Origin of the sequence: Paenibacillus aceti (assembly GCF_003614185.1) — a bacterium.
Taxonomy (GTDB): Bacteria; Bacillota; Bacilli; order Paenibacillales; family Paenibacillaceae; genus Fontibacillus; species Fontibacillus aceti.
In genome coordinates, this window is the sequence record NZ_KZ987724.1 from 3,916,262 (window position 1) to 3,931,794 (window position 15,533).

General features: G+C 50.2%; 10 protein-coding genes. 3 read left to right on the forward strand and 7 right to left on the reverse strand.

All coding sequences use genetic code 11. The annotated features are described in order from the left end of the window. Positions 1-29: 29 nt before the first annotated feature. Positions 30-1,538, reverse strand: coding sequence for a cardiolipin synthase (gene cls / locus BFJ94_RS17600; protein ID WP_120463827.1), 1,509 nt, complete (start codon positions 1,536-1,538; stop codon positions 30-32). A gap of 207 nt (positions 1,539-1,745) precedes the next feature. Between cls and BFJ94_RS17605 the strand changes: the two genes are divergently transcribed. Together BFJ94_RS17605 and BFJ94_RS17610 are read left to right on the forward strand one after the other, a co-directional pair. After that, positions 1,746-2,648 carry a TetR/AcrR family transcriptional regulator gene (locus tag BFJ94_RS17605; RefSeq protein ID WP_162944318.1) on the forward strand — a complete coding sequence of 301 codons (903 nt, stop codon included), beginning with the start codon at positions 1,746-1,748 and terminating at the stop codon, positions 2,646-2,648. A 55-nt stretch (positions 2,649-2,703) separates the two neighbouring features. Next, on the forward strand, positions 2,704-5,946 hold the full coding sequence (locus tag BFJ94_RS17610) for an efflux RND transporter permease subunit (RefSeq protein WP_120463829.1): 3,243 nt from the start codon (positions 2,704-2,706) through the stop codon (positions 5,944-5,946). A 411-nt stretch (positions 5,947-6,357) separates the two neighbouring features. On the opposite strand, the gene BFJ94_RS17615 is transcribed toward BFJ94_RS17610, so the two are convergent. Next, complete coding sequence (locus tag BFJ94_RS17615) at positions 6,358-7,044, reverse strand: TorD/DmsD family molecular chaperone (protein WP_120463830.1); 687 nt, start codon at positions 7,042-7,044, stop codon at positions 6,358-6,360. Between the two features lie 235 nt (positions 7,045-7,279). Further along, the gene (gene mobA, locus BFJ94_RS17620; protein ID WP_162944319.1) at positions 7,280-7,936 is read right to left on the reverse strand and encodes a molybdenum cofactor guanylyltransferase; all 657 of its coding nucleotides are present in this window, start codon (positions 7,934-7,936) and stop codon (positions 7,280-7,282) included. A 123-nt stretch (positions 7,937-8,059) separates the two neighbouring features. On the opposite strand from mobA, the gene BFJ94_RS17625 reads away from it, so the two are divergent. Further along, positions 8,060-9,274, forward strand: a complete 1,215-nt coding sequence (locus tag BFJ94_RS17625; RefSeq protein WP_120463832.1) for an MFS transporter — start codon at positions 8,060-8,062, stop codon at positions 9,272-9,274. 146 nt (positions 9,275-9,420) lie between these two features. Here the strand turns inward: BFJ94_RS17625 and BFJ94_RS17630 are convergent, their stop codons facing one another. From BFJ94_RS17630 to BFJ94_RS17645, 4 genes are all read right to left on the reverse strand, one after another. Continuing rightward, complete coding sequence (locus tag BFJ94_RS17630) at positions 9,421-10,590, reverse strand: cation:proton antiporter (protein WP_120463833.1); 1,170 nt, start codon at positions 10,588-10,590, stop codon at positions 9,421-9,423. Between the two features lie 170 nt (positions 10,591-10,760). Beyond that, a complete protein-coding gene (locus BFJ94_RS17635) occupies positions 10,761-12,443 on the reverse strand; it encodes a glutamine--tRNA ligase/YqeY domain fusion protein (protein WP_120463834.1) in 1,683 nt (560 codons plus the stop codon). A gap of 117 nt (positions 12,444-12,560) precedes the next feature. Next, the gene (locus tag BFJ94_RS17640; RefSeq protein WP_120463835.1) at positions 12,561-13,046 is read right to left on the reverse strand and encodes a GNAT family N-acetyltransferase; all 486 of its coding nucleotides are present in this window, start codon (positions 13,044-13,046) and stop codon (positions 12,561-12,563) included. Between the two features lie 327 nt (positions 13,047-13,373). Continuing rightward, a complete protein-coding gene (locus tag BFJ94_RS17645; protein ID WP_120465289.1) occupies positions 13,374-15,440 on the reverse strand; it encodes a molybdopterin-containing oxidoreductase family protein in 2,067 nt (688 codons plus the stop codon). Between the last annotated feature and the right edge of the window lie 93 nt (positions 15,441-15,533).

Below are 15,533 nucleotides of genomic sequence, written 5' to 3' on the forward strand. Positions count from 1 at the left end.
TGCCTCCTCTTGTATCTCTACTTCACAAGCTATAGCAATGGTGACATTAATCTGGCTGCCGATTCCATGAAACGCACATATATTTTCTTATGCATGAAAGACTTCTTTTCAATCAGCTTGGTGGTTAACAAATCCCGTTCAAAATCCTTCACAATCTTCTCTACACTGTCACTCTGTACAAGCAAAGCGTTCACTTCAAAATTCAGGTGGAAGCTGCGCATATCCATATTGGCCGTACCTACCGTGGCTACTTCCCCATCGACAATCAGCAGCTTGGAGTGAAGGAAGCCCTTCTCATATTCAAAGATCTTCACGCCGACCTCAAGCAAGGATGGAAAATAGGAGTGAGAGGCCAGGAAGGGCAGCCATTTATCCGGCCGCGCCGGAAACAGGATGCGCACATCAATCCCCGACATCGCCGCTACTCGCAGAGCCGAGAGAATATCATCATCCGGAATAAAATACGGCGTGGCCAGCCAGACCGATTTCTTGGCGGTTGTGATCATGGAGAAGAATAGATTCTTGAGCGTCCGGCTCTCATTATCCGGGCCGCTCGGTATAATCTGAATCGCTCCGCCACAACCAGGAACCAGTTCCGGTGATAGATACTGCTGATCCATGATCCGCTCGCCATATACATAATGCCAATCCTGCAAGAAGATAATCTGCAGCGATCTTACCGCCTCCCCTTGGACCAGCATATGTGTATCGCGCCAAAAGCCATAGCTCTTATTGCGGCTCAAATACTCATCGCCGACATTCAGCCCGCCGATGAAGCCCGTGGTCCCGTCAATCACCACAATCTTGCGGTGATTCCGGTAATTGACCCGGCTCGATAAGGCGAGGAAGCGCATCGGTCCGAATACACCGACCTTGACCCCGGCAGCGCGAAGCTCATTGATAAATGACTTCGGCAGTCCGATACTACCGACAGCATCATACATGAAGCGGACCTCGACCCCCGCCTGCGCCCGCTCGATTAAAGTCTTCTGAATCTCCCGTCCTATAGCATCGGCACGATATATGTAATATTCCATATGGATATGATGCTTTGCCAGCTTCAATTCCCTGAGCAGCGTAGAGAATGTCTCCTCGCCATTGGTAAGTACCTTGGTGCGGGTAGCCATCGAGAAGGGCGTGCGGGCCAGACGCTGCGACAATTGCAGCAGCCGCTGCTGAGCGGGCGTGAACTTGGACAGATCCCGTGGAAGCATACTGCCGCTATGATCGATCCGCTCGTAGCTGATCCGATCCTGCTCTGCTTTTTTATCGAATTTACGTCTCTTGAAGTAGTTCTGACCAAGCAGGAAATACAGCACCAAACCGACGACAGGCAGCAGTGCCAACACCAGAATCCAGGCTAGCGTGCTGGAAGGATTACGGTTCTCCATGAAGATAGCGAGACTGATCGTAACGACGGTCAGCGTCTGAAAAATACTAACCAGCATCCCTCCAAATTTACCGAAAATACCAAATCCGAAAAAATAGAAGGCAAATAATATAATTGCGATCAATAAGATCTGTAATCCACGTCTCATCGCTGTACCTCTCTTCAAAAATACATGATTCTATTTTACATGAAGCTTGTCCTTCTTCCTACATGATTTATTGGAAGCCCTTTATTGCCGCTTGTTTAAACGCATAGCTGAGTAAATTTGTATCGGCCCCTATTTTATAATATAATCGAAAACGACTTACGGGTCATAATGAGAACTCACAAGTCACAACTGGGAGGAGGTTACCGATTGTCAAGCAAATCGGAAGACAAAAAGAAATTAATTTTAAGAACCGCCATGCAGCTATTTGCAGCAAAAGGTTCATCAGCCACATCGATGCAAGAAATTGCCGACGTTTGCGGGATGTCCAAGGGGAGTCTCTATTTGCATTTCAAATCCAAGGATGAGCTGGAGCTTAGCCTGTTCGATTACTGCTATCAATTGCTGCAGGCCGCCCTGCTCCAAGTGGATCAGGATAGAAATCTATCGCCGAAGGATAATCTTATACGCAAGCTGGAGGTTCTGTTCGAGTTGGTGCTTGAGCTGAGAGGATTTCTGCATATGCAATTCAAGGAGTGGGTTAAAAAGGGGACGCTCTTCCAAGAGCCTGAGATTATGAACAAGCATAACGCTGAACTTCTACATTATACCAAGAATACCCTGACCGCCGCCTATGGCGAGGAAATCATCCCCTATATGGGCGATCTTATCGTGCTCTCTCACGGGATGATCGGTACTTATGCCAAAATGCTGTTCTTCCCCCATATGACTACAAATACGCGGCAGATTGCCGTCTATGTTATAAGCTTGTTGGATTCGGTCGTGGACCATCTACTGCAGAAGCGCCCTGATCCTTTAATATCGGATGAGCTGATGAATGTCTATGGGAAATGCAGAAGCTGCCAAGCTGAGACGGAGAAGCATCCCCTGCTCGTGATCAAAGAGCTGAAGGATCTGCTGGAGAAGCAGATTGTAGATGAGGAGCAGCGGCAGCAAGCCTATGAGACCCTGCAGATTCTGGAGCAGGAATTGCTCGATTCCCGTCCCCGCCGGGCGATTCTTAAAGGCATGATCGCTAATCTGGAGGATTGGCCTGAGCTGGGAGATAAGCTCCGCGAGCTGGTGAGATTGCTTCAGCCTTATTACGCTTAGACCAAGATCAAGTATTAATTTATATAGGAAATAAGAGAGGAGCAGAACCCTGCTTATGAAAAGTATTATTAACTTCTCCATCCGCAATAAATTTGCGGTTTGGCTACTGACGATCATCGTTACATTTACGGGTCTGTACAGCGGGCTTACGATGAAACAAGAGACTATTCCTAATATCGATGTTCCATTCCTGAGTGTTACAGCCATTTATCCCGGAGCAGCCCCAGAGGGCGTCGTCCAGGATGTGGCCAAACCGCTAGAACAGAGACTCCGTAATGTGGATGGCGTCAAGACGATCACCTCCACTTCCATGGAGAATGCGGCCTCGCTCTTCATTGAATTTAAATATGGCGAGAATCTGGACAATGCCACCGCAGCGGTTCGCGAAGCGCTGAATGATGTCAAGCTGCCAGATGATGCCCAGAAACCGCAAATTACGAGATTCAGCATGAACTCTATGCCAGTCGTGTCACTCAGCTTATCCGATACAGCATCGGGAGATCTGGAGTCACTAACCCAAATTATTAGCAATGATATCGAGCCAGCCCTGGAGGATCTGGATGGCGTTGCCTCTGTGCAGGTCGCTGGACAATATATCAATGAAGTAAGCCTTAAGTTCCATCAGGCAAAAATGCAGCAGCTCGGCCTCAGTGAGGACACCGTTAAGGGGATCGTACAAGGCTCGGCTCTGCGGGTTCCGCTCGGCCTGTTCAATATGGAGCAGGCGCAAAAGGCCGTCGTCGTCGATGGCAACATTACGACGGTGGATGACCTGAAGAATCTGGCTATTCCGGTTATTCCGAGCGCAGCCTCCAGTGCTACAGGCGGAGCAGCAGCCGGGCAAGGCAGTATGCCTTCTGGCGCACCTGCAGGAGCAGACGCAGCGGACAATGCAGCAGCGGCTGGTCAGGATAGCACGGATACAGGAGCGAGCATGGGTACGTCTGCGATACCTCAAGGAGCTATGGGTGCTGCCCCGGTCGGTATCCCGACCGTGAAGCTCAGCGATATCGCTGACATTGAGATCATCGGTAAGGCAGAATCCATCTCACGCACGAACGGCAAGGAATCGATCGGTATTCAAATTATCAAGGATAACGATGCCAATACTGTTGATGTCGTGAAGCATGTAAAAGATAAAACCAAGGAATTAGAGGAGCAATTCGGACATATCGAAATTTCGGTCTTATTAGACCAGGCACAGCCGATCACGGACTCCGTAAATACAATGCTGTCCAAGGCGGTATTCGGAGCCTTATTCGCCGTCCTGATCATCCTGCTCTTCCTGCGGGATTTCCGCTCGACGATCATCTCCATCATCTCTATCCCGCTCTCGCTGCTGATTGCAGTTTTGCTGTTGAAGCAGATGGATATTACGCTCAATATGATGACGCTTGGGGCTATGACCGTCGCCATCGGACGGGTGGTCGATGACTCGATCGTCGTCATCGAGAATATATACCGCAGATTGTCGCTTACTGGCGAGACGCTCAAGGGCGGCAAGCTGATCGTTGCAGCTACACGGGAAATGTTCGTACCCATTATGTCTTCGACCATTGTAACGATCGCCGTCTTCCTACCATTGGCCTTCGTCAGCGGAATGGTTGGGCAATTATTCAAGCCGTTCGCCCTTACCATGGTATTCGCCCTGCTCGCCTCCTTGCTGGTAGCGATCACTCTGGTGCCAGCACTGGCCCATACGCTATTCCGCAAAGGCTTGAAGAAGACCCATGATCATGACAAGAATCCGCAGGGCTTGGCCCTATTTTATAAGAATATCCTGAACTGGTGTCTGTCCCATAAGTTGATTACCTTTGGCGCAGCCGTACTTCTGCTCGTGGGCAGCCTATTCCTGACTCCGCTGGTTGGCGTCAGCTTCCTACCGGAGCAGGAGGACAAGTATGTAATGCTGACTTATTCTCCAGCACCTGGGGATCTGCTTGAAGATGTTGAAGCCAAGATGCTGCAGGCGGAGAAATACGTCCTCGATCAGAACGACGTTGAGAAGATGCAATACTCGATTGGCGGAAGCAATCCGCTTGGCATGAGCTCGGTCAACTCGGCACTCTTCTACATCGGCTATGACAAGGACACGAAAAAATTCGATAAAGTGAAACAGGAATTGATCGAAGGCTTGCAAAAGGAAGTGCCTGAGGGCAGTTGGTCCGACATGAGCGAGATGATGATGGGCGGTATGGGCGGCAGCACCATCAGTGTCAATGTGTTCGGCGACAACCTGGAGCAAATCAAGCCGGTATCCGATCAAATTTTGAAGTGGGTGGAGGAAGATACGAAGCAATTTGAGAAAGGCAAGACCAGCCTCTCTGAGACCTATGATCAATACACCCTTGTGGCAGATCAGCAGAAGCTGAGTTCACTCGGGCTTACGGCAGGGCAAATTGCTATGAAGCTTAGCCCAGTTCGCGAACGTCCGGTTTTGACGGAAGTGGATATCAAGGGCAAGAACTACAATGTCTACATCGAGACAGATAGCAACACGTATTCCAGCGTAGCAGAGATCGAGAATGAGACGATTATGTCCCCGCTCGGCATCGAGGTGCCGATTAAAGAAGTGGCCAAGGTTGAGAAGGGAACCTCGCCGAACTCGATTATGCGTACAGACGGGAAGATGGTCGTTGAAGTGAGTGCGAACGTCCTGACTACAGACATCCAGAAGGCCTCCACTTCCCTGCAGGATAAAATCGACAAGATGGATAAACCCGACGGGGTAACCGTTAAATTCGGCGGTGTGACCGAACAGATCAATGACACCTTCGGCCAACTCGGCATAGCTATGCTGGCAGCGATCGCCATTGTATACTTCGTTCTGGTCGTTACCTTCGGCGGAGGCTTGGCACCGTTCACCATTCTGTTCTCCCTGCCGTTTATCGTCATCGGGGCGATCGTCGGCCTGCTCATCGGCGGTGAAACACTGAACGTATCTGCGTTAATGGGGGTACTGATGCTGATCGGTATTGTCGTCACGAATGCGATCGTGTTGATCGACCGTGTTATTCATAAAGAGCGCGAAGGCTTGTCTACCCGCGAGGCTCTGCTTGAAGCAGGGGCTACCCGACTGCGTCCGATTCTTATGACCGCTCTTGCTACGATCGGCGCTCTGCTGCCGCTCGTCTCCGGTCTGGAGAATAGCGCGGGCATCATTTCCCGCGGTCTCGGAATCACCGTTATCGGCGGCCTCATCAGCTCCACCCTGCTGACCCTCGTCATCGTACCAGTGGTCTATGAGTTCCTGATGAAATTCCGCCGGCGCGGCCCGGTAACGCATGATCTTGACTAGACTACATTCTTGCTAATAAGCCTCCAAAATAAAAAGTTGGACGGAGAAACGTCATGTTTCCCGTCCAACTTTTTTTGTTCTGTCGCTTTAGTTTAGAAAGAAAGCAGACTCTCCACTGACAAGCGGTCAAAAATGACCTTTAGAGCATGAAAACAACAACTACGCTCCTCCAACGGACACTTTTGACCATTAGAAGCACAAAATGCAATTTTTCGCGACAATTTCCCTTGTAATGGACATAATTGTCCGTTACAAAGGCTGGGTGCCACAGGATCAACGCTAACGGACAATTATGTCCGTGTCCGAGTGATCCGGCCAGAACATGGGGATGTTGACATTTTGGGGCACGCAAAAGGGGCCGTCTCCAAGTCGAAAGATCGACTTTTGAGACAGCCCCTATCCTATTCTCGTTTAACCAAGCTGAGCACGCCAGGTCCGAAGCTTATGCAAATCTTCGACGAGAAATTCGCTCATCATCTCAGCCAACCCGATATATAAAGGGCTGGTCGTAGCCGATGCCAGCATAGAAGCGAACCGCTCCGTCCATGGCAGCAGATGCGACTCCAGGAACCTGATCTGCAAATTCAGGCTCTCCAGTAGACTATCGGGCAGACCCAGCTTATCCTGCATCTCCTCCGACATGACAGCCATGAACTCCATCTCCAGGGCGATATGGTCATCCCTCTCCCCGTTCAGCTTATTAAACACGATGCCGCTCTCCATATAGATTCTTCTAATATCGGAAATACATTTGAAGGCATCGATTCCATCTTCTCTGGCTCTATATAAGCTCTCACAAGTAGGTACCTTGGCATCCGAGCCCATGAATAGACGCTCGTACTCCTCCGCCTCATCATAGCAGACCCGGCGAATCTCATGATCCGGTATACTCTCCAAGTAATTCTTCAATCTCCGTCCGCCACTACTCATCGGTACAGTGTTGCTCAATGCGACCCGTTTATGCCACTGCGCAATCAGAGACATGCGCGGCGGTCTGCCCAGAAAATCCACCAGCAACCGGTATCCCCAGCCTCTAAGCTTCAACCACTTGGCCTGCTCCCGCGATATGACAACCTGTTCGTTGAACAACATGGTCATTTCAGTCATCTCCCTGTTCTATTCTGCGAGATATATATACAAGTCTAAGCTCACTTATGCATCATCGCTTTTAAAAAAAGATGACTTCCTTAATTTTGTTGGAGATCATCTTTCTTCCATATACCGATACATGATTAAGGGGTATCATGTATCTATACTGACATTATATACTAATGAAAACGCTTCAATTGTGATTTTTATTACATCTTTGTTACAGTTCGGGAAATAGTCATTTCTACTCTCCCTGGACATCATTCTGCCTCATTTCGCGAGCAATAAACCTGGCCTGGTCATAATCCGCCCGATCATTCATGTTGAATTGCAGTACCTGCTTAGCTACACCAAGTCTCTGGGCAAGAGCAGCCCCATCTATATATTCGGCACGAAGACCGGCTGCCCATTCGGTCATTCTCAGTCTCCCGCTCACCAGGCTCGTACTGAGCTCCGGCAGCACAGATCTGCTATAGGCCGCTAATAAGGGCTGAACGCGTCCGTCTATTTTTACAATAATCGCCTGAGTTCGTTCGTCCTCCTGATTCAGAGCGTTCTTCTCGATCTGAGTTGCTCTCGCAACGATAGCTTCAAATACAGCTCGACGGACAAAGGGCATGTCACAAGCTACCACCAGATTCCAGGCAGTCGTTGAAGCCGATAACCCGGCGTGTAATCCAGCCAATGGACCCAGGCCCGGATAGAAGTCGGCCACTACCTTCCGGCCAAGATATTCATAGTCTCGCAGCTCGCCACCCGCGATCAATATCGATTGCGATAGCGGCTCCAGTTCCTCAATCAGCTGTTCAATAACCGGTTTGCCATCGAGGGGCAGCAGTGCCTTGTTCATCCCCATCCTGCTAGAACGCCCGCCAGCTATAATAATAGATGTTATCTGCAAAAGTTCGTTCACTCCTATGATAAATAATGTAAAATTAAAGAAATACTGGTTTGTATCCCTTTTCATCTGTGTGTAAAATTGGATCAGTAGAAACTTTTTAGAACGACCTCAAAATAGAAAGGAATGGCGCTTTTGCGGGAAAATCAACATCGCACGTCCTCTTTGCTCACTTTGGGACTGCTTAACTTCTTCATCTATGGGACAACCGTTATCTTTGCGGCTTTCTTTCAATTATATTTGCAGGATATAGGAATGAACAAACTGGAGATCGGTATTCTTCTGGCCACCGGCCCGCTCATCTCTCTGCTGGCTCACCCCTTCTGGAGACTTATGAGCGACCGATCCCATAATATCCGGCTCATCCTGCTCGTTATGCTCATAGGCTTACTAGCGATCGGACATTTATTATTTAGAGTGGATACCTTCCAAATGCTATATTTAGTCATCATGCTTGTGTTCTTCTTCCAGAGTCCCTTGCTCGCCCAGAGCAATACGATGACTCTAGGATATACGACAGATACGAAGCAAAGATATGAAACCTATCGCCTATGGGGCTCCCTGGGCTGGGCAACCGCGGCTCTGGCTGCGGGGATTATGATTGATGCGACCGGGAAGAATGGCTTCTCCCTGCTGTTCAGCATCATGCTCGTTCTGGCCATCGGCTCCGCTCTGATTCTTCCGTCCTCCCGCTTCACAGCGGACACGCCCTGGATCAGAGGCCGGGAATTCCGGCAGGTGCTGAAGAACAAATATTTTGTCATCTTCATCATTCTCGGCTTCTTCATCGCCATCCCTAATTCGATCAATGCCTTGTTCATGCCTCTATTCATCAGGGATCTGGGCGGCTCAAGATTATCGGTCGGGATCGCCGTGTTCCTGTCCACCCTGCTGGAGATGGTCGTCTTCGTCCTGCTGGATCGTTATCTCAAGAATAGAATAACCTATTTCGTCGGTTCCCTAACCATCGTCAGTATTCTGTTCGCTCTGCGCTGGGATCTTATGGCCGATGCGACCCATCCCATCCAGATCATTCTGATTCAGCTCTTGCACGCAATCACCTTCGGCGGCTTCTTCTATATTGGTAACCGCTTGATCGCCGTATTGCTGCCCCGCTCGCTCAGAACTGCTGGACAGGCAGTCTACAGCTTCACACTCAGCGGAGTTACGGGTATTATCGCCGGTCTGCTGGGCGGATTCACCTTCCAGGATTTCGGGCCAGTCATCATGTATCAAATGGGGATGCTGATGACCTTATTCGCAGCCATCGGCTTCGGTGCTCTATGGTATCATTTCCATAAGAACGGATATCCAACGATCACATCACAGCAGCAGCCCTGATCCCCTTATAATCACAAAAAAGAAAACATCCCCTCCGACCATAACGCCCCTTAGAGGGTAACGCTGGCCGGAGGTTTGTTTTCTTCTTGCAACTTTAGTTTAAACTATGAAATGCATACCATAGCAAGCTTTTTTTCTACAGTTAATTAATCTTCGATTGACAGCTGATTCTGCGGCTGATTCTTCGGCTGGTTGCCAAGCGTAGCCTTCAGCAGCAACGGAGTCACGATCGTCGTAAGAATCACCACGATGACCAGAACGGTGAAATATCGCTGCTCCAGCAGACCGCTCTCCAGCCCGATCGTAGCAATAATCAACGCAACCTCTCCGCGTGACACCATCCCTGACCCGATACCAAGCGCTGAGCGTCTGGAGTATCCGGTGAGTCTGGCACCTAAACCTGAGCCAATCAGCTTCGTTATCAGTGCGAGAATGAAGAATAATATTAATAGTCCAATCTGGGAGCCCAGACCTTCGAAGCTGACAGAGAAGCCTACGCTGACGAAGAAGATCGGAACGAAGATCGTATAAGCAATCGGCTGTAATTTATGCTCCACCTCATGCTTGTAATCCGTCTGCGATATCGCAAGCCCGGCAGCGAAAGCGCCGATAATTCCCGCTACGCCGAACTGCTCGGCTACATAGGCGAGGAAGAAGCAGAGGATCAGGCCTGCACTGATAATCGCCTCTGTCACACGCAGAGGAGCCAGTAGCTTCATGATCCATTTGGCGATTTTCCATATGAACAGAGCTACGATCGCGAAGAAAATGAACTTGTAGCTGATGACCAAGGCCAGATTTACTTCCTCACCACCGACGATACTCATGACAAAAGCGAGCAGGATCACGACCAGAATATCGTCAAGAATCGCAGCGCCAAGCAATGTCGTGCTCTCCTTACTCCTCATCAGCCCCAGATCCTTAAGGCTCTGAACCGAGATACTGACCGATGTGGCCGAGAGCAGCAAGCCGAGGAAGATCGCCTTGGAGGAGTCCATGCCGATGGCAATCCCCGTCAAATACCCGCCGAGCAGCGGCATGATGATCCCTCCGACCGCTACCGCCATCGATGACTTGAAGGAGCGCTTCAACTCATCGACATTCGTCTCCAGGCCCGCCATGAACATGAGCAGCAGTACCCCGATCTCACTCAATTCCTCGATCATATGTGAATTCTCAACCCATCCGAGCATCGCCGGGCCGATAATAATTCCGACCAGCAGCTTGCCCACCACCGCAGGCTGCCCCAATCTAGCCGTCAAATCACCTGCCAGTTTGGTAGCCAATAGAATGATAAGAATCGTCAAATAGAACATAAATTCCTCCCCTTAAGATGTTGTTTAATATATCGTCTCGTGGACCCTCGCTTTAGTGCATAGCTGCCCTAAAAAAGACAAAGAGGAGCCTGGTTTGACCAGGCTCCTCCGTAAACGAACAGCTATTCACTTACCACCATGATAAATGATACACTGCCTAAAAAGCAAATTTATTTTTTTGGTAATTGGAACGAGCTCTTCAAAGATACGATCAGATTGAACACAGGATGCCCCGGCGTGGAATACTTCGGATCGACATTGAAATACCCATGACGGAAAAATTGGAACTTGTCTTGCGGCTTCGCATCCTTCAATCCTGGCTCGACAAATCCATGCTTAATCGTAAGCGAATTCGGATTGATCATGTCGAGGAAAGACTTCTCTTCTACCGTCTCTTCCTCTTCAGCATCCTCATTCTCATCCAGAATCAACGGCTCGTACAGGCGGAATTCCGCTGGAACCGCCCTGCTGGCATCCACCCAGTGGATCGTCCCCTTCACTTTACGTCCCGTAAAGCCGCTTCCACTCTTCGTCTCTGGATCATACGTACAATGGATTTCGATCACATTGCCCTCAGCATCCTTGATGACATCATTGCATTTGATGAAATAAGCATGCTTCAAGCGAACCTCATTGCCCGGGAACAGACGGAAATATTTGCTCGGCGGATTCTCCATGAAGTCCTCACGCTCGATATAAATCTCCCGGGAGAACGGGATTTGGCGATGGCCCATTTCCTCATTCTCGCTATTGTTCTCTGCGTCCAGCAATTCGAACTCCCCTTCAGGATAGTTCGTAATGACGACCTTAAGCGGATCAAGTACCGCCATCGTGCGCGGCGCCTTTAGCTTAAGATCCTCACGGATGAAATGCTCTAGCATCTTCAGGTCAATTTTGCCATAGGCCTTGGAAATCCCCGTCTCGAACACAAAAGCTTTAATGGCCTCCGGCGTATATCCACGGCGGCGCAAACCCGAGATCGTCGGCATACGCGGATCGTCCCAACCGTCCACAACACCTTCATCGACCAGCAGCTTCAGCTTGCGCTTACTCGTCACAGTTTGCTCCAGATTGAGGCGTCCGAATTCGTATTGATGCGGAGTGCATGGCATCTCGGTCTCTTCGATCACCCAATCGTAGAATGGGCGTTGATCCTCGAATTCCAAGGAACAGAGGGAGTGGGTAACACCCTCGATCGCATCCTCCAGCGGATGGGCGAAGGCATACATCGGATAGATGCACCATTTGTCACCCGTATTATGATGTGTCGCATGCACGATCCGATAGATCACCGGGTCACGGAGATTGATATTTGGCGATGCCATATCGATCTTGGCCCGCAATACCTTCTCTCCATCCTTGAACTCACCATTGCGCATGCGCGTGAACAGATCCAGGTTCTCTTCGATGGAGCGGTCGCGGTAGGGGCTATTCTTCCCCGGTTCGGTCAACGTGCCGCGCAGCTCGCGAATTTCATCCGCGCTCAAATCATCGACGTAAGCTTTGCCTTTCTCGATCAGCATTACAGCGCGATTATACATTTCATCGAAATAATCCGAAGCAAAATGCAGCTCTTCCCAGTCGAAGCCGAGCCATTTAACATCCTCTTTAATAGAATTTACGTATTCGGTATCTTCCTTGGCCGGGTTGGTATCATCGAAGCGCAGATGCGTGCGGCCCCCGAATTCATCAGCCAGCGCGAAGTTAATCCAGATCGCCTTGGCATGTCCAATATGCAGGTAGCCGTTCGGCTCCGGCGGGAAGCGTGTAACTATAGTTGAGTGCTTACCTGTCTTCAAATCTTCAGCAATCACATTTTTAATAAAATTGGGAGGGGTGCTGTTCTTCTCCACGGCTATCACCTTTCATTCATTTAAGTCTCTACATCGTTCCCGATTTTTCTTCTTCTAAATATACCTATATCTAAGTTCAATAGCAAGGCAGGGCCGGGATTCCCCACATAACTCCCATCATATCATACAGTACATCAGAATATCGTCGACATACTGCTCATTCAGATAGAACTCCTGGATCAGCCGGCCCTGTTCTGTAAATCCGCAGCTGCGGTAGAACTCAATGGCTCCAGGATTGGTCGCCAGCACGCGCAAGGACAATTTCCGCACGCCCTGCCGGGCGGCCCAGACCTTCAAAGCTTCTATAAGCTGGCCCCCGATTCCCTGTCGCTGATAGTCCGGATGCACCGCGATATTAATATCCAATACATGGCGATGACAGGGTAATGTCGTTGGGTACTCGAAGCCGATATAACCACCGATCGTCCCGTTAATATCAGCCACTAGCTGATTACCCGGAGGACATTTCTGCAGGTATTGCTCCCGCGAATTCCAACGGATTGGCGCTGGTGTCGTGCTCATATTCCAGACGAGCGAGTCAATCTCCATCAGCGCACTTGCATCACGCATTTCTGACAATCTGATCTCTATAGAATCCGCCATACCTCTTTTGTTTCCTTTCCATTTCTGCAATTCATATTCTTTATTATACATCTGTCTAGGCCTAGACAGGAACCTGCCTGGCTAGCCTTGGCTGACCGCACTTCCGGATCGCGATTGAAGACCGCATGCACGATGAAAGAAGTAATCGATAAGATCGAATTTTACATCAAATTCCAGTTATTTCGTCTATCTGTATCTGCTTTCTTCTTTTTCACGTGGAACTTACCTTGAATTTTTTGAACCTTGTTCAAATAAATCCAGAAAAAAACGGCGAACAGCGCGGAATTCAGACCGTTCATCATAAAGCTCAGATTATATGAAATTATGCTATGGTCGCCGTACCTCCACCACCGTAGAGAAGAACACCGCACCGCCGCCCATATCGGCCAGCCGGTCGGGGGTCAACGCATTCGCTCTGCGCGGCTTACCCTCCTGCTCCCACCACAGGCCTTGGCTTACTACGGTTCCCGGCAGCATTTTATCAGTGACTGAAGCCTTTACCTCATAGCGGCCCCGATCATTCCAGACGATCACTTCATCGCCATCGGCAATGCCGCGCAGCTCCGCATCCTGCGGATGAATCTGCAGCAACGGCTGCTTCTCCATCTCCATATGCTTGCCAACATTGGCAAAGCTGGAATTCAGAAAATGATGATTCGGCGGAGAAATAAACATAAGCGGGTATGTATCCTGTTCTCCCGGACGTCGCTCTCCGTCATAGCCCTCCTGCACACGGATATAGGTCGGCAGCGGCGGAAGACCCGCCTCGGCCATCCTGGCCGAATAGAGCTCGATCTTGCCGGATGGCGTGGTCAGCCGTTCCAGATAATTCTGCTTGGGCGCCATATTGAGCTTCAGGAACCGCTTCTCCTGCAATCCTTCCAGCGTGATGCCCTCAAGATAAGGATTGTCTGCATAATTCAGCGCCTGGCGAATCATATCCTCTTCACTATCCTTGAAGACTTCCTCCTCGAAGCCCATCGCTGCAGCCAGAAGCTTGAACAGTTCCACATTGCTCTTGCTCTCCCCTTGGGCAGGAAGCACGGGCTCTTGAATCTGAACATAATGATGCCAGTAAGAAGTATATAAATCCGTATTCTCAAATGAGGAGGTCGCTGGCAAGACGATATCAGCGAACCGTGCCGTATCAGTCAAGAACAAATCATGCACGACGGTGAACAGATCCTCACGCGCCAACCCTTGCTCCACCTTGGCTGTATCCGGCGCGACAACCGCCGGGTTAGAGCAGTATACGAACAGAGCGCGCAGTTTCGGTGTTAGCGTCAGCAGCGCTTCGCCGATTTGATTCATGCTGATCGTCCTCGCCTCCGGGTTAGCTCGCAGGTCAGGACGCTCCAGGGCATCGCTATTCACTTTGCCGTAAGCGCCGTTCGATTTATAAGCGCCCCCTCCGGGGATGAGCCATTGCCCAGTCAGCGCGGGCAGGCAGGTAATCGTCCGCACCGTCATGCCGCCATTATCATGGTGCTGGAGCCCGTTGCCAATATGGATATAGGCCGGGGAAACCTCACCATACAGCTGCGCTAACGCGACAATATCTGCGGCGGGAACGCCTGTGATCGCCGCTACGCGCTCCGGCGTATACTGCCGCACATGCTCGCGAAGCTGCTCATGCCCTAGCGTGTAGCGCTGCATAAATGCCTCGTTCACCAGCCCCTGCTCGAACAGGACATGCATCATGCCCAGGGCCAGCGCACTGTCCGTTCCCGGATAGAGCGGAATGAACCAATCGGCCCGCTGCCCGGTACGATTGCAGTGCACATCAATCACGACGAGCTTGGCTCCTTGCTTTCTGGCTTTCTCGATCAGGGCGACCTGATGCATATTCGTGCTCACGATATTCCCGCCCCACACGATAATCAGCTTCGCCTGCAGAATATCCTCAGGGCTTGTTCCGCCCCCGAAGCCCATCGTATATTTCCATCCAGTATTACCGGCGGCATTGCATATTCCCTGCTCGAGCTGTGAGGAGCCGAGCCGATGGAAGAAGCGGCGATCCATCCCATCCACGCCGAGTATCCCCATATTTCCGTAGAAGCTATAGGGCAAAATTGACTCGGGACCATACTGCTCTATCAGTTCCTTATACCGCTGCGTGATTTCCGCGATGGCCTCTTCCCAGGTAATCCGCTCGAACTCCCCTTTGCCTTTGGGACCTGTACGGCGCATAGGATATAACACACGCTGCGGGTGATAAATGCGCTCCGTTATATTTCTAACTTTATTACAAATTGCTCCCTGGGTGATCGGATGGTCCGGATTTCCCGTTACCTTCACGATCCGCCCCTTCTCTTTGTGCAGCAGCAAACCGCAGGTATCTGGACAATCCAGCGGGCATACTGCAGGAAATACACCATTCTCTTCATGAACCATCATCTCTCATCCCTCCTAATTAGGTAATTGTATTTGATAAGAGGCAGAGATGTCTATAGACTGTAACAGCACGAATGACCCGTAGATGAAGCT